The 18,743-nt window shown below is 62.8% G+C and carries 18 protein-coding genes; 10 read left to right on the top strand and 8 right to left on the bottom strand.

All coding sequences use genetic code 11. The features are described from left to right. Positions 1–76 precede the first annotated feature (76 nt). The 3 genes from ftsX to ftsY are packed head-to-tail and all read right to left on the bottom strand — an operon-like array spanning position 77 to position 3,053. Positions 77–1,105, bottom strand: a complete 1,029-nt coding sequence (gene ftsX / locus H9642_RS07265) for a permease-like cell division protein FtsX (RefSeq protein ID WP_251835751.1) — start codon at positions 1,103–1,105, stop codon at positions 77–79. Further along, complete coding sequence (ftsE, locus tag H9642_RS07260; protein ID WP_251835750.1) at positions 1,102–1,770, bottom strand: cell division ATP-binding protein FtsE; 669 nt, start codon at positions 1,768–1,770, stop codon at positions 1,102–1,104. The genes ftsX and ftsE overlap by 4 nt, the downstream gene beginning before the upstream one ends. Beyond that, positions 1,767–3,053, bottom strand: a complete 1,287-nt coding sequence (gene ftsY / locus H9642_RS07255) for a signal recognition particle-docking protein FtsY (protein WP_251835749.1) — start codon at positions 3,051–3,053, stop codon at positions 1,767–1,769. The genes ftsE and ftsY overlap by 4 nt, the downstream gene beginning before the upstream one ends. 180 nt (positions 3,054–3,233) lie before the next feature. Here ftsY and H9642_RS07250 point away from each other — a divergent pair, with 180 nt between their 5' ends. The 3 genes from H9642_RS07250 to rsmD are packed head-to-tail and all read left to right on the top strand — an operon-like array spanning position 3,234 to position 6,627. Further along, the gene (locus tag H9642_RS07250) at positions 3,234–4,586 is read left to right on the top strand and encodes a M16 family metallopeptidase (RefSeq protein ID WP_251835748.1); all 1,353 of its coding nucleotides are present in this window, start codon (positions 3,234–3,236) and stop codon (positions 4,584–4,586) included. Then, positions 4,586–6,034: a M16 family metallopeptidase gene (locus H9642_RS07245; protein ID WP_433962682.1), complete on the top strand. Its 1,449-nt coding sequence runs from the start codon at positions 4,586–4,588 to the stop codon at positions 6,032–6,034. The genes H9642_RS07250 and H9642_RS07245 overlap by 1 nt, the downstream gene beginning before the upstream one ends. Next, positions 6,034–6,627 carry a 16S rRNA (guanine(966)-N(2))-methyltransferase RsmD gene (rsmD, locus tag H9642_RS07240; RefSeq protein ID WP_251835746.1) on the top strand — a complete coding sequence of 198 codons (594 nt, stop codon included), beginning with the start codon at positions 6,034–6,036 and terminating at the stop codon, positions 6,625–6,627. Before H9642_RS07245 ends, rsmD begins: the two co-directional genes overlap by 1 nt. A gap of 197 nt (positions 6,628–6,824) precedes the next feature. On the opposite strand, the gene H9642_RS07235 is transcribed toward rsmD, so the two are convergent. Next, positions 6,825–7,229: a ribonucleotide reductase subunit alpha gene (locus H9642_RS07235; protein ID WP_251835745.1), complete on the bottom strand. Its 405-nt coding sequence runs from the start codon at positions 7,227–7,229 to the stop codon at positions 6,825–6,827. 166 nt (positions 7,230–7,395) lie between these two features. Here H9642_RS07235 and H9642_RS07230 point away from each other — a divergent pair, with 166 nt between their 5' ends. Next, complete coding sequence (locus tag H9642_RS07230; RefSeq protein WP_251835744.1) at positions 7,396–8,376, top strand: hydrolase; 981 nt, start codon at positions 7,396–7,398, stop codon at positions 8,374–8,376. A gap of 44 nt (positions 8,377–8,420) precedes the next feature. On the opposite strand, the gene H9642_RS07225 is transcribed toward H9642_RS07230, so the two are convergent. Further along, on the bottom strand, positions 8,421–9,086 hold the full coding sequence (locus H9642_RS07225; RefSeq protein ID WP_251835743.1) for a TetR/AcrR family transcriptional regulator: 666 nt from the start codon (positions 9,084–9,086) through the stop codon (positions 8,421–8,423). A gap of 228 nt (positions 9,087–9,314) precedes the next feature. Here H9642_RS07225 and H9642_RS07220 point away from each other — a divergent pair, with 228 nt between their 5' ends. The 6 genes from H9642_RS07220 (at position 9,315) to ggt (ending at position 15,746) form a co-directional block, all read left to right on the top strand. After that, a complete protein-coding gene (locus H9642_RS07220; protein ID WP_251835742.1) occupies positions 9,315–10,745 on the top strand; it encodes a coniferyl aldehyde dehydrogenase in 1,431 nt (476 codons plus the stop codon). Positions 10,746–10,764: 19 nt separating this feature from the next. Beyond that, entirely contained in the window at positions 10,765–11,295 is a 531-nt protein-coding gene (locus H9642_RS07215; RefSeq protein WP_251835741.1) for a twin-arginine translocation pathway signal protein, read from the top strand. A gap of 60 nt (positions 11,296–11,355) precedes the next feature. Then, on the top strand, positions 11,356–12,948 hold the full coding sequence (locus H9642_RS07210) for a GMC family oxidoreductase (RefSeq protein ID WP_251835740.1): 1,593 nt from the start codon (positions 11,356–11,358) through the stop codon (positions 12,946–12,948). An 84-nt stretch (positions 12,949–13,032) separates the two neighbouring features. Further along, a complete protein-coding gene (gene coaD, locus H9642_RS07205) occupies positions 13,033–13,512 on the top strand; it encodes a pantetheine-phosphate adenylyltransferase (RefSeq protein WP_251835739.1) in 480 nt (159 codons plus the stop codon). Positions 13,513–13,773: 261 nt separating this feature from the next. Beyond that, complete coding sequence (locus H9642_RS07200; RefSeq protein ID WP_251835738.1) at positions 13,774–14,025, top strand: YfhL family 4Fe-4S dicluster ferredoxin; 252 nt, start codon at positions 13,774–13,776, stop codon at positions 14,023–14,025. A gap of 2 nt (positions 14,026–14,027) precedes the next feature. Further along, a complete protein-coding gene (gene ggt / locus H9642_RS07195; RefSeq protein WP_251835737.1) occupies positions 14,028–15,746 on the top strand; it encodes a gamma-glutamyltransferase in 1,719 nt (572 codons plus the stop codon). Between the two features lie 37 nt (positions 15,747–15,783). Here the strand turns inward: ggt and H9642_RS07190 are convergent, their stop codons facing one another. From H9642_RS07190 to H9642_RS07180, 3 genes are all read right to left on the bottom strand, one after another. Further along, positions 15,784–17,586: a Na/Pi cotransporter family protein gene (locus H9642_RS07190; RefSeq protein ID WP_251835829.1), complete on the bottom strand. Its 1,803-nt coding sequence runs from the start codon at positions 17,584–17,586 to the stop codon at positions 15,784–15,786. Between the two features lie 168 nt (positions 17,587–17,754). After that, positions 17,755–18,084: a multidrug transporter gene (locus tag H9642_RS07185; protein WP_251835736.1), complete on the bottom strand. Its 330-nt coding sequence runs from the start codon at positions 18,082–18,084 to the stop codon at positions 17,755–17,757. Positions 18,085–18,158: 74 nt separating this feature from the next. Continuing rightward, positions 18,159–18,737: a lysophospholipid acyltransferase family protein gene (locus H9642_RS07180; protein WP_251835735.1), complete on the bottom strand. Its 579-nt coding sequence runs from the start codon at positions 18,735–18,737 to the stop codon at positions 18,159–18,161. Positions 18,738–18,743: the final 6 nt, after the last annotated feature.

Genomic DNA, 18,743 nt, shown 5'->3' with positions numbered 1-18,743 from the left:
ACCGTGCGGTGTGACAGTGAATTGTCTGGAAAAGTTCCCTTACATCACCAGAAAGCCCTTTATAAACAGTTAGTTACTACTTGGGAGCCAGCTCACTGAGGTGTCGGGCCACGGCCAGCCAGGCGCCGATGTAGCCTAGTAATAGCGCACCCAGCAGCAAGGACAGCCCATCGGCCAGTGGCACGCCAGTCAGGGCGAAATCACTGCCATACAAGCCTGCCAGGCGAAGTACGGCTGTATTCAGCCAGGCCAGGCCGAACGCCAGAACCAGCCAGGCAAGCACACCGGCGCAGATGCCATACAGCGCGCCCATGTAAAGGAACGGCCGACGCACATACCCATCAGTTCCGCCCACCAGTTTAATCACTTCAATCTCGGTACGACGGCTTTCGATGTGCAGTCGAATCGTGTTACCGATCACCAACAAAAGTGTCATCACCAACAGCAGTGTCAGACCGAACACAAAACGGTTGCCCAGCTCCAGAATCGCTCCCAGACGTTCGACCCAAAGAAGATCGAGCTGCGCCAACTCGACACCGGGCAAGTCCGCCAGACCCAAGCGCAAGGACTCCAGCTGCGTCTTATCGACGGCCGCGGGAGTCACCACCACGCTGCCAGGCAGCGGATTGACAGGCAGATCCTCAATCGCCCTGGCCAGCCCGGACAGTGCCTGGAATTCCTCCAACGCCTGCTCACGACTGATCCATTCGGCCTCGGCCACATTGGGCATGGTCGCGATATCGTCACGTAACGCAAGTCCTTCATCATCGCTGACATCCATCTTCAAATAGACGGAGATCTGCGCGGCATGCTGCCAGGTACCGCTCAAGCGCTCGACGCTGTCCAGCAGAAGGGCCAGCCCCATGGGCAGGCACAATGCAATGGCCATGACCAGGCAGGTAAAAAAAGACCCGATGGGCTGGCGCAGCAAACGGCGCACACTGTCGAACAAGCTGGCGCGGTGACTTTCCAGCCAGGCGCGCAAGTGGCTGCGCACATCAGGCCCTTCGGCCTTTTTGCTACGCCGCGCCTTGGGCGGGGCATCCGGCAGACGAGTCGCGCCACGCCCGGTCGATTTGGACGATGGGGTGCGAGCCTTGCTCATGCGGCCTCTCCATCGCCAATCAGACGACCACGCTGCAGCGTGATCATGCGTTGGCGCATGCGGGCGATCAGCGCCAGGTCGTGACTGGCAATCAGCACCGTGGTGCCGTGGCGATTGATATCCTCGAACACACCCATGATTTCCGCAGCCAGGCGCGGGTCGAGGTTGCCGGTGGGTTCGTCGGCAAGCAGCAAGGCCGGTTGATGCACTACCGCGCGAGCAATGCCGACACGCTGCTGCTGACCGGTGGACAGATCGCCAGGATACTGCCGAATCTTGTCCTGCAGGCTGACCTGCTCCAGCGCGGCACGCACGCGGCGAGCAATTTCCACCTTGTCCAGGCCGAGAATCTGCAGCGGCAGGGCAACGTTGTCGAACACCGTGCGATCGAACAGTAACTGGTGGTTCTGGAACACCACACCGATCTGCCGGCGCAAGAAAGGGATCTGTGCAGTGGTAATACCTGACAGGTCCTGGCCGGCCAGCAACAGCTTGCCGCTGGTCGGGCGTTCCATGGCCAGCAACAGGCGCAGCAAAGTACTTTTGCCCGCCCCCGAATGCCCGGTGATGAACACGAATTCGCCGGTGCGCACGTGGAACGACAACTCGTGCAAACCGACGTGACCGTTGGCGTAGCGTTTACCGACCTGCTCGAATTGAATCATCCGCGCTCCTTCTCGGAGAACAGGGCACGCACAAACGACTTGGCTTCGAAATCCCGCAGGTCGTCGATGCCTTCACCCACCCCGATGTAGCGGATCGGCAGGCCGAACTGCTTGGCCAAAGCAAAAATCACCCCGCCTTTGGCCGTACCATCCAGCTTGGTCAGGGCCAAACCGGTGAGCTCCACCGCCTGATTGAACTGTTTGGTCTGATTGATCGCGTTCTGCCCTGTGCCGGCATCGAGCACCAGCAACACTTCATGGGGCGCTGTCTCATCCAGCTTGCCAATGACTCGGCGCACCTTTTTCAATTCTTCCATCAGGTTGTCTTTGTTGTGCAGGCGCCCGGCGGTATCGGCGATCAGCACATCGACGCCGCGCGCCTTGGCGGCCTGCACTGCATCGAAGATCACCGAGGCCGAGTCGGCGCCGGTGTGCTGGGCAACCACCGCGATATTGTTGCGCTCGCCCCAGACCTGCAGTTGCTCCACGGCGGCGGCACGGAAGGTATCCCCGGCGGCGAGCATGACCTTTTTACCTTGCAGTTGCAGTTTCTTGGCCAGCTTGCCAATGGTGGTGGTCTTGCCCACGCCATTGACGCCCACCACCAGGATTACGAATGGCTGTTGGGCTGCGCTGATTGCCAACGGCTGCTGGGCAGGTTCGAGCAGCGCGGTGAGCTCATCCTGCAATGCGGTATACAGCGCGCCACTGTCGGCCAACTCCTTGCGCGCCACACGCTTGGTCAGATTCTGCACAATGGCAGTGGTGGCCTCGACGCCCACGTCGGCCATTAGCAGACGGGTCTCCAGCTCGTCGAGCAGATCATCGTCGATGGCCTTCTTGCCGAGGAACAGGCTGGCCATACCTTCGCCCAGGCTGGCGCTGGTCTTGGCCAGGCCCTGCTTGAGCCGAGCGAAGAAACCGGCTTTTTCCTCGACTTTGTGCGCGGCAGCCGGCGGCGCTTCGTTCTCCGGCTCCGGGCCGAGTTCTGGCTTCGGCTCGGACTCCGGTTCTGGATCGGGTTCGCTAACCGGCACTTCTACTACTGCGGCCTCAGCGGGCGCGGCCTCAGGCGACACCTCTACAACCGGGGGAACGAGCACAACCTCGTCAGGCACGTCAGCCGGCGCTACGGGCTCGATAAGCGGCTCGGCAGCCGTCTCAGTCGGGCTGGGCTGTTCGGTCTGCGCATCTTCCTTGGGCTTCTTGCGCAACCAGCCAAACAGGCCTTTCTTTTCACCGGACTCGACCGGCGGCTTCTTGTCGTCGTTGGAACCAAACATGGGAACGAATATCTCAAGGGGGCGCCACGCCACTGCACCGCGCCGGCATCGAACACGCTCGATACCGGCTTTTTCGGGAGCGGGGCCGACAGACGTGGCCGCTGTGAATTCGGTTGAGTATCCTAGCATCTCACCGCCCGCCGGCGTTAAGACTGCGCGGGCCGCTCGAAAGGTCCCTTTATGAAGCATGCGATTATCCGCCGCGCCGCCGTGTTGCTCGGCTTTTTTATGCCGCTGCTGGCACTGGCGGCCGAGCCCCAGCCTACCCATGAATTCAGCCTCGACAATGGCCTCAAGGTCATCGTCCGCGAAGATCACCGCGCACCCGTAGTGGTCAGCCAGCTCTGGTACAAGGTCGGCTCCAGCTATGAGCAACCAGGCTCCACTGGCCTGTCCCACGCGCTGGAACACATGATGTTCAAGGGCACCGCCAAGCTTGGCCCCGGCGAAGGCTCACGCATTCTGCGCGAGCTGGGCGCCGAGGAAAACGCCTTCACCAGCGACGATTACACCGCCTATTACCAGGTGCTGTCGCGCGATCGCCTGGAGGTGGCGTTCGAGCTGGAGGCCGACCGCTTGGCCAGCCTGCAACTACCCGTCGACGAATTCGTCCGCGAAATCGAGGTAATCAAGGAAGAACGTCGCCTGCGCACCGACGACCGGCCTGGCTCGCTGGCCTATGAGCGCTTCAAGGCCATGGCCTACCCAGCCAGCGGCTATCACATTCCGACCATTGGCTGGATGGCTGACCTGCAGCGCATGAACATCGACGACCTGCGCCGCTGGTACCAGCGCTGGTATGCGCCCAATAACGCCACCCTGGTGGTGGTCGGCGACGTCACCCGCGACGAAGTGGAACGCCTGGCCAAGCGTCATTTCGGCCCCATTCCGGCTCGCGAGATCACACCGGCCAAGCGGCCACTGGAGTTGGCCGAGCCAGGCGAGCGGCGCCTGACCCTGCACCTGAAGACCCAGCTGCCCAGCCTGCTGATGGGGTTCAACGTGCCAAGTCTGTCAACCGTCGACACACCCCGCGACGTGCACGCCTTGCGCCTGATCGCCGCGCTGCTCGACGGCGGCTACAGCGCCCGCCTGGCCGCCCGCCTGGAGCGTGGCGCGGAGTTGGTGTCTGGCGCGTCGGCCTGGTACAACGCGTTCAACCGCGGCGACAGCCTGTTCATACTCAGCGCCACGCCTAACGTGCAGAAAAAACAGCGCTCCCTGGAACAGGTGGAAGCCGGGCTCTGGGCACAGCTCGAGGAACTTAAGAAAACGCCGCCCAGCGCCAGCGAGCTGCAGCGCGTCCGCGCACAAGTCATTGCCGGACTGGTCTATGAGCGCGACTCCATCACCCAGCAGGCCACCACCATCGGCACTCTGGAAACCGTTGGACTGTCCTGGCGCCTGATGGACCAGGAACTGGCCGATCTGGAAGCCGTGACACCGGCAGATATTCAGAAGGCTGCGCGCACCTACTTCACCCGCTCGCGCCTCGCCGTTGCCCATGTATTTCCCGAGGAGGCCGCCCAATGATGCCGCGTTCCCTGCATTTCCTGCGCGTGGGCCTGTCTGGCCTGCTCGCCGCCGCGCTGCTCGCCACTCAGGCCTGCAGCACCGCCGGATTGCCACCCCTGGCCTCGCTCGCCGACCTGAATGGCCAGGCGCCCGGGCATCGCGATCTGGACATCCAGGCGTGGCACACCGCCGAAGGTGCGCGCGTGCTGTTCGTCGAGGCACGCCAACTGCCCATGTTCGACCTGCGCCTGACCTTCGCTGCAGGCAGCAGCCAGGACGGCGCCCTGCCCGGTCTCGCCATGCTGACCAATGCCATGCTCAACGAAGGAGTCCCAGGCAAGGATGTCACCGCCATCGCCGAAGGGTTCGAGAGCCTGGGCGCCCAGTTTGGCAACGGCTCCTACCGCGACATGGCCGTGCTCAGCCTGCGCAGCTTGAGCGAGCCGGCGCAGCGCGAACCGGCCCTCAAGCTGTTTGGCGAAGTCATCGGCCAGCCCACGTTCCCCGCAGACGCACTGGCGCGCATCAAGAACCAGATGCTCGCCGGCTTCGAGTTTCAGAAGAAGAATCCCGGCAAACTGGGCAGCCAGGAGCTGTTCAGCCGCCTGTACGGGACGCATCCCTATGCGCACCCCAGTGAAGGTACTGCCCAGAGTATCCCGACCCTCACCGCCGCTCAGCTGCGGGCATTCCACGCCCGTGCCTACGCCGCCGGCAATGCCGTGATCGCGCTGGTGGGTGATCTGTCGCGTAGCGAGGCCGAGACGATTGCCGCCCAGGTCTCGCAAGCGCTGCCTGCAGGTCCGGCGCTGGCTAAAACGCCGGCACCCGAGAAACCCGCCCCAGGTGCCAGCCATATCGAGTTTTCCTCGAACCAGACCCATTTATTCCTCGCCCAGCTGGGCATCGAACGCCGCCATCCGGACTACGCCGCGCTGTACCTGGGCAATCAGGTTCTCGGCGGTGGCGGCTTCGGCTCACGGTTGATGGAAGAAGTGCGCGAGAAGCGCGGGCTGACCTATGGCATTTATTCCGGTTTCAGTCCGATGCAGGCCCGCGGTCCGTTCATGATCAACCTGCAGACTCGCGCCGATTACAGCGAGGGCGCCCTGCAACTGGTCCAGGAGATGGTCGGCCGCTTTCTTGCTGAAGGCCCGACGCAGAAGGAGCTGGAAGACGCCCAGCGCGAACTGGCCGGCAGCTTTCCGCTGTCCACCGCCAGCAATGCCGATATCGTCGGCCAATTGGGCGCGATGGGCTTCTATGACTTGCCGCTGGATTATCTGGAAGTCTTTCTCGAGCAAGTCCAGGCTCTCACTGTCGAAGACGTCAGGACGGCGATGGCCAAGCATCTCGCGGTCGAAGACTTCGTGATTGTCAGCGTAGGCCCCACGGTCGACCAGCAACCGCTGCCGCCACCCACCGACCAACCGCAAAGCCCGCCCAGCGGCGTACCGGAGCACTGATGCGCAGTCCCACTTCCACTGCCAAGCCCCACAATGGCGAAGGCTCGTTGCGCATCATCGCCGGTGAATGGCGCAGCCGACGCTTCAGCTTTCCCGAGGCGCCCGGCCTGCGACCGACCCCCGACCGGGTGCGCGAAACCCTATTCAACTGGCTGGCCCCGTATATCGAGGCGGCGCGCGTGCTCGATCCCTTTGCGGGCAGCGGCGCGCTGTTTCTCGAAGCCCTCTCCCGCGGCGCTGGTGACAGCCTGGCGATCGATACCAATGGTCCTGCGCTGAACAGCCTGCGCCAACACCTGACCACGCTGAACTGCAGCCGGGCCCAGGCTGTGCACGGCGATGCCTTGCGCTACCTGACTTCACAGCCGGCGCAGTCCTTTGACGTGGTGTTCCTTGACCCGCCGTTCCATCAGAATTTGTTGCAGCCGGCCTGTGCGCTGCTGGAAGAACGGGGCTGGCTGGCCGAACAGGCCTGGGTGTATTGCGAAAGCGAAACTCCGCCGTCGACGCTTGGCCTACCGGCCAACTGGCGTTTGCACCGCGAGAAAAAAGCGGGCCAGGTGTATTACTCGCTGTGGGAGCGCCACGTCTGAGAGAGCTCTGAGCACATGCCTGTGGCCGTACCTACCCCGCGACCGTCGGATTACGCCTGCGGCTAATCCGACCTACGCGCTATCGCTCCACTGAGCGGGGCCATGGTGGATGTAAAAAACGACATCCACCCAACACGTTTGGCCGCCCTTCACCGCGAAGTCGCGACCCCCAGGCGACAATCTCTCCCTACCGACTCTCAGTAAAAGGCTACCGTCTGCCCGTCGCGATCAAACGCCAGAAAACTGCCGATGCTGCCGCTTTCGATGGCCGCAACCATCATCTTCAGGGGCTGCTCCGCCTCGTCGGGATTTGGCGCCAGTCCCGCGCGCCCCGACAGCCCGGCGGCGAACACCAGTTCCCAGGCCACCTCAGTGCGGGTCGATTCGGCAACCAGGGCGGTGAAATCAATGACCTCATCCGGCAGCTTGTCGACACACAGTACCGGCTTCAGCGTACCGCCCTGGCCCTGGGCGAAGCGTTGCCGCTCTTCAGCGCTGGCATCCGCCGGCAGCTCCGCCGTGACGAACACGAATAACAGCCGCTGCGGTTCATCCTGCTCACGGGCCGCACGCAGCAAGTCATCAAAACAGGTGATATTCATCGGTCGGCATCCTTAAGAAAAACGTCTGTACTGTACGCAGTCCACACGAGCTAGCCATATCCCTCAAGGCATACCTCGGCGGCAAAGTCCTGAGCAGCCGCTGCGTAGGTTATTCCGCTACTGCGTAAACTTTAGGCTCAGTACGTAAATTTTTGCCGAGCGCTCCATGTCCGATACCTTCCGACCCGCCTGGTGGTTGCCCAGCCCACACCTGCAAACTCTCTGGTCGCCCTTTTGCCGACAGGCACCCTTGTTGACCCGCAGGCGCGAGCGCCTGTGGCTGGCCGATGGCGACTTTCTCGACCTGGACTGGCACGGTCCACACGGCAGCCAAGCACCTGTGGCGCTGGTCCTGCATGGTTTGACCGGTTCCTCCTTATCGCTCTATGTGCTCGGCCTGCAGCAACGCCTGGCCGAGTGCGGCTGGGCCAGTGTGGCGCTGAACTGGCGCGGTTGTTCGGGCGAGCCCAATCGCTTACCACGGGCCTATCATTCCGGCGCCAGTGACGACCTAGCCGAGGTAATCGCCCATTTGCAGGCCAGCCATCCGCAGGCGCCACTCGCCGCGGTCGGCTATTCGCTGGGCGGCAATGTGCTGCTGAAATACCTGGGCGAAACCGGCGATGCCTGTCCGCTGATGGCCGCCGTGGCGGTTTCGGTACCGTTTCGCCTGGATCAATGCGCCGATCGTATCGGCATGGGTTTTTCGCGGGTGTACCAGGCACATTTCATCCGCAACATGATTGCCTATGTGCAGAACAAGCAGCAGCATTTCCAGCGTGAAGGAGCACTGGACCACCTGCAGAGCCTGCAAGCCCTCGGCTCGCTGCACGGCATGCGCACCTTCTGGGACTTCGACGGCCGTATCACGGCGCCTTTGCATGGCTTTGCCGATGCCCAGGATTATTACCGACGTGCCTCGAGCCGCTATTACCTGGACGGTATTCGCGTACCTACCTTGCTGATTCAGGCCGAAGACGATCCCTTCGTGTTTCCCCGCAGCCTGCCCGACGCTGGCGAGCTGTCATCCAGTACTCATTTCGAACTGCATGCCCATGGCGGGCACGTCGGATTCATCGACGGCTCGCCGCGCCTGCCGGGTTACTACCTGGAGCGGCGTATACCCGCATGGTTGACCGAGCACTGACAAGCAGGAAACACCCACTGGCAATCACGGCCTGGGCATGCACTTCATTCATCGCTCGGTATATTCAGCGGTACATAGAGGCGTTCATACAGCATCATCAACGCTGGCCGCGCGTCCTCAACGACGTAGCCGTCTTCCAGCGTCAGCAGTTGATAGATGCCACGGCGCAGCAAGGTTTCATCGATCGTCACGGTGGACTCGCCGGTGCTGCACAAGAAGCGCACCCAGGATGTGGTGATGATCCAGGCATTCAAGGCCAGCGCTTCGACCTGGGGCGGCGTCATGCGCAGGATGCCGGCATCGACGAAGCCTTGATAGATATGCTTCGCACGGGCCAGGCAGCGGGCGGCGAAACGCCGATAACGCGCAGCCAGTTCCGGATCGGCTTCCAGCAAATGCTCCAGGTCGCGATGCAGGAAGCGATAGCGCCACACGGCCTGCAGCAATGACTCCAGATAGGGTGCCTTGTCTTCCAGCCGCAGCGCGCGATCAGCCGGCAAGCGCAGAAAGCCATCGACCCAGGTTTCATAGGCGCTGAACAATTCGGCGACGATGACCTGCTTGTTGCGAAAGTGGTAGTACAGATTGCCAGGAGAGATGCCCAGGTGAGCGGCGATGTGATTGGTCGTCACGCTACGCTCACCCTGGGCGTTGAACAGCTCCAGGCTGGCATGAATGATGCGCTCGCGGGTGTTGAGGCGTGCTGGCATGAATGACTCGCTATCAATGAGGCAGCGGCAAGGTACACCGCCTGTGGGGGCAAGTGTTACATACCGTATCCCGCTTTGATGAGTCTCCAGCATTTCGGTGGGCTGCTCATTGCACATAGGCGCGGCATGCTATTTGACACCTTAGAGTTATTGCTCTAAATCTGCTGAACCACAACAACAGGAAGCCGTCATGTCCGACGAGCTTCCCCCGGTTCCGAGGAGTCATCCATGGTCGCCGACATCGCCTACCTGCAACAGAATCAGCGGGATATCCAGCAACTCGAACAGGTACTGGCCCGCCAGCGCGCGGCCTTTCGCGCCAACCCTCTGCCGAGTGCCGAGCAGCGCCGCGCCTGGCTCAAGGCGTTGCGCAAGCTGCTCGTGCAGGAGCAGGACAGCATTATCCGGGCCATCAGTCGCGACTTCAGCAACCGCAGTGCCGACGAAACGCGCATGGCGGAAATCATGCCGAGCATCTTGGGCATCCATTACGCCAGCAAATACCTGAAAAAATGGATGAGGACCTCGCGACGCGCAGTCGGCCTGCCGTTCCAACCGGCCAGCACCCGGGTGATCTATCAGCCGCTCGGTGTAGTCGGCGTCATCGTGCCCTGGAACTACCCCCTGTTCCTCGCTATTGGCCCCCTGGTCGGCGCGCTGGCTGCCGGCAACCGGGTGATGATCAAGATGAGCGAGTCCACTCCGGAATTTTCCGAGCTGCTGAAAACTTTGCTGGCACGCATTTTCCCGGAAGACCTGTTGGCCGTGGTCACAGGGGATGTTGAAATTGGCGTGGCGTTTTCCAAACTGCCGTTCGACCATCTGCTGTTTACCGGCGCCACCAGCGTCGGCAAGCATGTCATGCGCGCCGCTGCGGACAACCTCACCCCGGTGACCCTGGAACTGGGCGGCAAATCGCCGGCGATTGTCTCCACCACCGTGCCGCTGCGGGATGCCGCCGAACGCATCGCCTGGGGCAAGACGCTCAACGCTGGCCAAACCTGCATCGCTCCCGATTACGTGCTGGTGCCCGAAGCGCGTCTCAACGACTTCGTCAACGCCTACCGCCAGGCAGTGCAACGCTTCTACCCGCAGTTGCAAAGCAACCCGGACTACACGGCGATCATCAATCAGCGTCAGCTCAATCGACTCAATGGCTACATTAGCGATGCACAGAACCACGGTGCCACCGTTGTGCCGCTATTCCCGGAGAGTCACGAACGTCGCATGGCCCATAGCGTGCTGCTCGATACCACCGACGACATGAAGGTCATGCAGGAGGAAATCTTCGGCCCGCTGCTGCCCGTGATTCCGTACCAGCGCCTCGATGACGCCCTCGCCTACATCAATGATCGTCCCCGACCCCTGGCCCTCTACTACTTCGGCTACGACAAGGCCGAACAGCAGCGCGTCCTTGAACAGACCCACTCCGGCGGCGTGTGCATCAACGACACCCTGCTGCACGTCGCCCAGGACGACGCCCCGTTCGGTGGCGTCGGCGCATCGGGCATGGGGCATTACCACGGTCACGAGGGCTTCCTGACCTTCAGCAAGGCCAAGACCGTATTCAGCAAGCAGCGCTTCAACGCCGCGCGGCTGATCTACCCGCCCTACGGCAAGCTGCTGCAAAAGCTGGTCTACAAGCTGTTCATTCGCTGATTGCCAGGTGACAACAACCATGACAGACATTGTCATCAGCCGCCGCAGCGTGCTCAAGACCGGCCTGTTCGGCACGGCTTTCCTGGCCACTGCCGGGCTGTCGGCGAGCCTCAGTGGCTGCTCGGCCAGCACACCGGCCAGTGGCTACCTGGTGCTGCGCCAATCCGACCTGCCGTTTCTGCGCGCGCTGCTGCCGGTGATGTTGCACGGTGCCGTCGACTCGGCGCGGATGCCCGAGGCTGTCGCCGCCACGGTGCAAAACCTTGACCGCAACCTGGCGCATTTCTCGCCGGAAATGCTCAAGCTCACCGTGCAATTGTTCGACGTGCTCGCCCTGCCGCTTACCCGCGGCCCGCTGACCGGCATCTGGGGCAGCTGGGATAACGCCAGTGCCGCTGACATCCGCGCCTTCCTGGCACGCTGGGAAGACAGCTACCTGGACCTGCTGCGCATGGGTCATAGCTCGCTGGTGCAACTGGTGATGATGGCCTGGTACGCCCGCCCGGAGGCCTGGGCGCGCTGTGGCTACCCTGGCCCGCCGACCGTGTGAATAGCGATACAGCGGATGCAGCCCCGCTGGCGGCCTCCCTATAAGAACAAGAGACTTCACATGCCTGTACCCGATCTGTTTGCCGAAGGCCTGGCCCGCGGCTGGAAAACCTACGACGGTTCGCGCCTTGAGCACGACCTGACCCTGGAAGCCGATGTCGCCATTGTGGGCAGCGGCGCTGGCGGCGGCACCACTGCGGAAATTCTCAGCGCTGCCGGCCTTAAGGTGCTGCTCATTGAAGAGGGCCCTCTGAAAACCAGCAGCGACTTCACGATGCAGGAAGCCGATGCCTACCCGAGCCTGTACCAGGAAGGCATCGGGCGCATGAGCAAGGACGGCGCGGTCACCATTCTGCAGGGTCGCACCGTGGGGGGCACCACGGTCATCAACTGGACCTCGAGCTTCCGCACGCCGGATGCCACTCTGCAGCATTGGGCCCGCGAACACGGCGTCATAGGCCATTCCAGCCAAGAGATGGCGCCCTGGTTTGCGCAGATGGAGCAGCGCCTTGGCGTCGCACTGTGGCACCTGCCGCCCAATGCCAACAATGACGTGTTGCGCACCGGCTGCGACGCGCTCGGCTACGACTGGCAGGTGATTCCGCGCAACGTCAAAGGTTGCTGGAACCTCGGCTACTGCGGCATGGGCTGCCCCACCAACGCCAAGCAGTCGATGCTGGTGACCACCATCCCGGCGACCCTCGATCACGGCGGCGAATTGCTCTACCTGGCTCGCGCCCAGCGCCTGCTGCTTGAGGACGATCAGGTCACCGGCATTGAATGCTTGGGCATGGATGAACGTTGCGTGGCGCCCACTGGCCGCAAGATCTTGGTCAAGGCCAAGCACTATGTGCTCGCTGGCGGCGGCATTAATACCCCCGGCCTGTTGCTGCGCTCCGAAGCTCCCAACCCCCATGGCCGCACCGGCAAGCGCACCTTCCTGCACCTGGTGAATTTCTCCGCCGCGCAGTTCGAGCAGGTCATCAACCCTTTCTACGGCGCCCCGCAGTCGGTGTATTCCGACCAATTCCAATGGGACGACGGCGTCGGTGGGCGGATGTCTTACAAGCTGGAAGTACCGCCACTGCACCCTGCGCTGGCCAGCACATTGCTGGGCCGTTTTGGCATCGACAACGCCCTGCGCATGGAGCAGTTGCCGCACACCAACGTGATGCTCGCCCTGCTGCGCGACGGCTTCCACCCAGACAGTGCTGAAGGCACCGTGGTCCTGCGCAGTGATGACAGCCCGGTACTCGATTACCGGATCACCGACTACACCTGGGACGGCCTGCGGCGCGCCTTCCACAGCATGGCCGAGATTCAGTTCGCCGCCGGCGCCCAAGCCGTGCTGCCGCTGCATGCCGACGCGGGCTACGTGAAGACCGCCAAACAGGCCCGCGAGCTGATCGACAACCTGCGCCTGGAGCGCTACCGCACCCGCCTGGGCTGTGCCCATGTGATGGGCGGCTGCGCCATGGGCGAAGATCCACGCCAGGCGGTTACCGACAGCCTCGGTCGGCATCATCAGCTGGGCAACCTGTCGATCCATGACGGCTCGTTGTTCCCCACCAGCATTGGCGCCAACCCGCAGTTGTCGGTCTATGGACTCAGCGCCAAACTCGCTACGCTGCTGGCAGAGCGGCTCAAGGCTTAGCGGCAACTTGCCGCACGTGCCGCTTTGCGCCGTATATCGCCTGCGTTACTATCCGGTTCCTCCAAAAACCATCAGGACGTTGCGATGAACCGTGTGCTATACCCGGGCACCTTCGACCCTATTACCCGAGGTCATGGCGACCTTATCGAGCGCGCCTCGCGACTGTTCGAGCATGTGATCATCGCCGTCGCCGCCAGCCCCAAGAAGAATCCGCTGTTCAGCCTGGAGCAACGCGTAGAGCTCGCCCGCGAGGTCACTGAGCACCTGCCGAACGTGGAAGTGGTGGGGTTCTCCACCTTGCTCGCGCACTTCGTCAAGGAACAGAACGCCAACGTGTTGCTGCGCGGTCTGCGTGCAGTCTCCGATTTCGAGTACGAATTCCAGCTGGCCAACATGAACCGCCAGCTGGTGCCGGACGTGGAAAGCATGTTCCTCACCCCGTCGGAAAAATACTCCTACATTTCTTCCACACTGGTGCGCGAAATCGCCTGTCTGGGCGGTGACATCACCAATTTCGTCCACCCGGCAGTTGCTGCAGCGCTGGCTGAACGTTTCAAGCGCTAGCAGGCCGTTGAAAAACGTAGGCGAGGCAGGCAAGACGAGGCAAAAACAGCCGAAGAAGCGCAGTTTAGTGGTTCTAAATGAGCATTCTGAGGCTGTTTTTAACGACGTATTGCCAACGCAGGTAGTTTTTCAACGGCCTGCAAACTCTCGCCAAAGCGCGCCGCATGGCGCCCGGACATGCACGCCCGGCGCCAATGCGGCACAATCTGCATCCTGTAATCCCTGATTGCCAGGTCATCCCGCCTCGGCAGGAGCTGTGACATGTCCCTGATCATCACCGACGATTGCATCAACTGCGACGTCTGCGAACCCGAATGCCCGAATGCCGCGATCTCCCAGGGCGAGGAGATCTACGTCATCGATCCCAACCTGTGCACCCAGTGCGTAGGGCATTACGACGAGCCGCAATGCCAGCAGGTTTGCCCGGTGGACTGCATCCCCCTCGACGAAAACCACGTCGAGAGCCATGACGAGCTGATGCAGAAGTACCTGATCATCACCGGCAAGGCCTGAGCATGCCCGACCTCGTGCCCGCATCGCTCCGGCCCACGCGCCGCCGCCTGCAGGCGCTGCGCCAGGCCGCCACCCTTGTCGGCCTGCTGTTCTGGGCCAGCCTCGGCTGGGCTCAATCCCCGAGACACTTCGCCGTCGCCACTGCCCATCCGCAAGCCAGTGCGGTCGGTCGACAGATTCTCGCCGACGGCGGCAATGCCTTTGACGCCGCCGTAGCGGTTAGCGCGGCGCTGGCAGTCGTCGAGCCGTACGGTTCGGGCCTGGGCGGCGGTGGGTTCTTCCTGCTGCGCGAAGCCGCCAACCCGGTGCGCCACCGCTTTCTCGATGCCCGCGAACGTGCACCACTGGCCGCCACAGCGGACATGTACCTACATGACGGTGAGGTGCAGCGCCACCTGTCGCTGAATGGCCCGTTGGCCGCCGCGATTCCTGGGCTGCCCGCCGCGCTGGTGGAATTGAGTAAAGATCGCGGGCGCCTGCCACTGGCCCAGAGCTTGGCTCCGGCCATTGCGCTGGCACGCCAGGGCTTTGCCGTCGATGCCGTCTATCGCGAACGCGCCGGCTGGCGCCTGGCCGCGCTGCGTGATGACGCGGAAAGCGCCCGGCTGTTCCTGCATGACGGCGATCTTCCATCGCTCGGCCACGTGCTGCGCCAGCCGGAGCTGGCCGACACCCTCGAGCGCCTGGCCCGCGAAGGGCGTGCCGGTTTTTATGCCGGCCCCTTGGCCCGGCGCCTGGTCGACGGCGTACGGGACGCCGGAGGGATCTGGAGCCTGGCGGATCTGGCGGCGTACCGCACCGTGGAGCGCGAACCTCTGCGCTTTACCCTGCACAACGGTCAGCAATTGATCAGCGCACCGCCGCCCTCGGCTGGCGGTCTGGCGATTGCACAGAGCCTGGGTATCTTGGAACGCCTCGACTGGCGCCAGGCCGATCACCAGCAACGCAGCCACCTGGTCATCGAAGCCCTGCGCCGCGCCTACCGCGATCGCGGCCTGCTCGGCGATCCGGATTTCGTCGCTGCACCGTTGGCGCAATTGTTGGCGCCACCCTACCTTGACCAGCTTGCGGCAAGCGTTAAGGCCGATCGGGCCACACCCAGCAGCGATTTACCGCCCACCTCCGCCTGGCGCGAAGGCGATCACACCACCCATTTCACCGTCATGGACGCCGAAGGCAACGCGGTGGCCGCCACCTTGTCGTTGAACATGATGTTTGGCGCGGCCTTCACCGTGCCGGGCACCGGCGTACTGCTCAATGACGAAATGGACGACTTCGCCGCCGACCTGCACGGCAGCAATGCCTACGGCCTGAGCGCCAGTCCGGCCAACGCCATCGCCGCCGGCAAACGCCCGCTGTCGAGCATGAGCCCAACTTTCGTCGATGGCCCCGAGGTCTTTGCCAGCTTCGGCACGCCAGGCGGCAGTAGGATTCCCAGCATGGTTTTGCTCGGCATTCTTGCTTACCTGGACGACCAGCCAACCCACGCCTGGCCGGCCGTGCCGCGCTTCCATCACCAGTATTTGCCGGATGTCGTCGAATACGAGGAAGACGCCTTCAGTGGGCAGCAACTGGACGACCTTAAGGCGCTCGGCCACCGTCTCACGCCCATGAAGCGCGCTTACGGGAATCTACAGGTGATCCACTGGGACAAGCGCAACGGTACGGTCGAGGCGGCCAGCGATCCGCGCGGCATCGGTACGGCGCTGGTGGGCAACTAGGCAATAACTCGCCGCCCACCTGGCCCAGTGCCGCTTATCAGCGCAACTGAATCAGCGGCGCCTCTTCCTGAGGCAGCACCTCGCGAAGCTGGCGCGACAGCTCATGCCCCTCGCTGAGCAGCAGCACATTGCGCAGGCTCTGGATAATCCGGCTGCAATAGCCCAGATCGTTCATCAGCGAACTGGTCTGCAAGCCATCCAGCTCTCCCGTGCGCACACTGGCGAACAGCCGCTGACGAAAGCCCGCATCAAAGCGCGCGGCCTGATCGTCAAGCAATTGCAGGCGCTCGCCCCACAGCGCATCGGGCAGCTTGGAGCGGTTCAGCTCGCGCACTTCACGCAGGCACAGCAGCAGATGGCGACGCAGTTCGACATATCGTCGGCGCAGCGCCGAGTCGGGTGCATCGAGCTGCCGACTGAGGTTCTTTTGCAGATGCTTGGCATCCTTGACCGCGTCCACCAGTTGCAGCGCAGCCACCTGACTGCCCAGCCAGAACTGTTGCCGAGCCTCGTCCAGGTTCAGTTCCAGGCGCCCCATGAAGCTCAGCAAGTCGCCATAGACACCCTTGATGTGTCGCTGATAGAGCGTGTCGGCGTCCAGCCCGTGCGGCTCGACTCGCGCTTGCAGCAACGCTTCGTTGACTTGCGGGCCATCCAGCTGGTCAATGGGCAGATACAGGGCATGGCAAATCACTTCCAGGCTCAGCCGCTCAAGGTGCTGCAACTCCTGAGCCACGGCGCTGGCGGCGGCGTCGGCCGAATCCAGCGCGCTGTCTACCAGATAGCGGGCGCGGGTCAGGGTCGGCATTTGCGGTTCAACGTCAGCAATTAGCACCTGCGGCTCGGCCTGCTCCGGCAAGACACGGCGCAGCAGCCTGGCCAGCTGCGTCTGCCAGGGCCAGAACAACATGACGCCCATGGCGTTGAACAGGCTGTGAAACAGCGCCAGCTGGAGCAGGCTATTGCTGCCCAGACCGGACAAACCGGTGAGCCAGAGCACCAGCCAGGTCAACGGGGCCAACAGTGCAATGGTCACAATTGCCGTCAGACTGTTGAACAACACATGGGCCAGGGCCAGACGCTGGCCGCTGCGGTTGCCACCCAGAAAGCCGACGACGGCGGTGGATACGCTGCTGCCGACGTTGGAGCCAATGGCCAGCGCCAACCCCTGGTCAAGCCCCAGCTGACCACCGGCCAGAGCCGCCAAGATCAGCATCAGGGTCGCATGGCTGGACTGCAGCACCACCGTCAGCGCCAGGCCGATGCCGACGAATAACAGCTGGCCGCCTAATCCTTCGGCCCGATACGCCGTCATATCCAGAGCATCGCCGAAACTGGTGAAGCCCTCCTTGAGCTGGTCGATGCCCAGGAAAATAAAGGCGATACCCAGCACGATGCGTCCCGCAGCCTTGCTCCTCGCGCCCTTGAAGCTGGCCAGTACGCCGAACACCAGCAGTGGCAAGGCCAACGGAGACAAACTGAGGTTCTGCCCGGCCAGTGCCAGTAGCCAGATACCGCTGGTGGCGCCCAGGTTGGCGCCGAACAGCACGGCGATGCCGCCGGCCAATTGAATCAGCCCGGTGCTCAGAAAGGCGATGGTCAGCAGCGACACCAGGGTGCTCGACTGCAGCACGAAGGTCGCGCCGGTGCCGAACAACAGGCCCTTGAACGGCGTAGAAGTGCTGCGCTTGAGCAAGTGTTCCAGCTTGCCACCGGCCAGCTCACGCAAGCCTTCCTCCAGGCACTGCATGCCGAACAGGAACAGCGCCAGCCCGGCGCACAGCTGCAGCCAACCAGCACTTGACCAGAACGACCAGGCCAGCGCCAGGCTGCCCAACATCAGGAAGATGAGTTTCGAATACTGCTTCACGGCTGAATCCAGGCCAGTGCGCGCCCACCCTTGAGCGCGCCGGCACAGATGCTAGCCGGGAATGTACAGAAGCGGAAAGTCAGCAGGGCTCCCGATCAAATGTTGTTCAATCTTCTCGGCAGGTTGCGCAGAAGATGGTCAGTCGCGCTTGTAACCGCTCTCGGTACAACCCAGGCAACGTACAAAGGCGGCCTTGCCTGGCTCGACGACCAGCGCCTGGCCCGCCTCGGCGACGTTGCCGCCCAGCAGCGTGAACGGCAGGCTGACCAGAAACACGCCCGTGCCGATCACTGTTGCCGCAATCAGCAACGGACGGGCAATCAGCAAATCTCCCATCATCGCGTAGCCGGGCGGCGCATCGGCGGTATACATCGGATCGCCACTGGGGTTGGAGTGGGCATGAACGGGCAGGCTTAGCAGACCGAACGTCAGCGCCACGATGGCGGCCAGGGTGCGAAACGGGTTCATGGAGGCGATCCTTCAGCTATGCGGGTGTCCGGGCGACTATAGCAGCGCAGGGGCACCCTCCAGCGTGACGGCCTTCAACCGCCGTGGAATGCGTTGTGTGGTTTTTTCGGCACGTACGGTCGGAAAAACTCCAGCAGCGAGCGCAAATCGGCCTGCTCATTGCCGCTTGGCCAGAACGGCGCGCCGATCACGATGCGTTTATTGGCGAAATCCAGCGCGCCCGGCACGATGGGTACGCCGGCATTGCGAGCAATGTGGTAGAAGCCCATTTTCCAGCGCTCGACCCGCTTGCGGGTGCCTTCCGGCGACAGGATCAAGATGAACTGGGCGTGCTCGCGAAAACGTTGCACGGCCTGCTGGACCACATTACCCGCGCGGCCACGGTTAATAGGGATGCCGCCCCAGCGCTTCAGCAGACCGGCAAACGGCCAGCGGAAGAGGCTGTGTTTGCCGAACCAGCGGGCATTCACGCGCAACACGAACTTGGCGGCGATGAACACCACGAAATCCCAGTTGCTGGTGTGGTGGGCGCCGATCATCACGAACTTGTCGAGTGCCGGCAGTTGGCCCTCGATGCGCCAGCCCATCAGCCTCAGCACGCTGCGCCCGAGCGCCTCGGCGAACGGATTGCGCGGCAAATAGTTACCGGACATCGAATC

Origin of the sequence: Serpens gallinarum (assembly GCF_014836765.1) — a bacterium.
Classification (GTDB): domain Bacteria; phylum Pseudomonadota; class Gammaproteobacteria; order Pseudomonadales; family Pseudomonadaceae; genus Serpens; species Serpens gallinarum.
The sequence above is the reverse complement of the archived record's forward strand: the minus strand, read 5'-3'. Positions and strand labels throughout refer to the sequence as shown.

Excerpts from the sequence above, each read along its gene's own strand:
- ftsX (WP_251835751.1), bottom strand. The coding sequence starts at position 1,105 with ATGAGCAAGGCTCGCACCCCATCGTCCAAATCGACCGGGCGTGGCGCG.
- ftsE (WP_251835750.1), bottom strand. The coding sequence starts at position 1,770 with ATGATTCAATTCGAGCAGGTCGGTAAACGCTACGCCAACGGTCACGTC.
- ftsY (WP_251835749.1), bottom strand. The coding sequence starts at position 3,053 with ATGTTTGGTTCCAACGACGACAAGAAGCCGCCGGTCGAGTCCGGTGAA.
- H9642_RS07250 (WP_251835748.1), top strand. The coding sequence starts at position 3,234 with ATGAAGCATGCGATTATCCGCCGCGCCGCCGTGTTGCTCGGCTTTTTT.
- H9642_RS07245 (WP_433962682.1), top strand. The coding sequence starts at position 4,586 with ATGCCGCGTTCCCTGCATTTCCTGCGCGTGGGCCTGTCTGGCCTGCTC.
- rsmD (WP_251835746.1), top strand. The coding sequence starts at position 6,034 with ATGCGCAGTCCCACTTCCACTGCCAAGCCCCACAATGGCGAAGGCTCG.
- H9642_RS07235 (WP_251835745.1), bottom strand. The coding sequence starts at position 7,229 with ATGAATATCACCTGTTTTGATGACTTGCTGCGTGCGGCCCGTGAGCAG.
- H9642_RS07230 (WP_251835744.1), top strand. The coding sequence starts at position 7,396 with ATGTCCGATACCTTCCGACCCGCCTGGTGGTTGCCCAGCCCACACCTG.
- H9642_RS07225 (WP_251835743.1), bottom strand. The coding sequence starts at position 9,086 with ATGCCAGCACGCCTCAACACCCGCGAGCGCATCATTCATGCCAGCCTG.
- H9642_RS07220 (WP_251835742.1), top strand. The coding sequence starts at position 9,315 with ATGGTCGCCGACATCGCCTACCTGCAACAGAATCAGCGGGATATCCAG.
- H9642_RS07215 (WP_251835741.1), top strand. The coding sequence starts at position 10,765 with ATGACAGACATTGTCATCAGCCGCCGCAGCGTGCTCAAGACCGGCCTG.
- H9642_RS07210 (WP_251835740.1), top strand. The coding sequence starts at position 11,356 with ATGCCTGTACCCGATCTGTTTGCCGAAGGCCTGGCCCGCGGCTGGAAA.
- coaD (WP_251835739.1), top strand. The coding sequence starts at position 13,033 with ATGAACCGTGTGCTATACCCGGGCACCTTCGACCCTATTACCCGAGGT.
- H9642_RS07200 (WP_251835738.1), top strand. The coding sequence starts at position 13,774 with ATGTCCCTGATCATCACCGACGATTGCATCAACTGCGACGTCTGCGAA.
- ggt (WP_251835737.1), top strand. The coding sequence starts at position 14,028 with ATGCCCGACCTCGTGCCCGCATCGCTCCGGCCCACGCGCCGCCGCCTG.
- H9642_RS07190 (WP_251835829.1), bottom strand. The coding sequence starts at position 17,586 with ATGTTGGGCAGCCTGGCGCTGGCCTGGTCGTTCTGGTCAAGTGCTGGT.
- H9642_RS07185 (WP_251835736.1), bottom strand. The coding sequence starts at position 18,084 with ATGAACCCGTTTCGCACCCTGGCCGCCATCGTGGCGCTGACGTTCGGT.
- H9642_RS07180 (WP_251835735.1), bottom strand. The coding sequence starts at position 18,737 with ATGTCCGGTAACTATTTGCCGCGCAATCCGTTCGCCGAGGCGCTCGGG.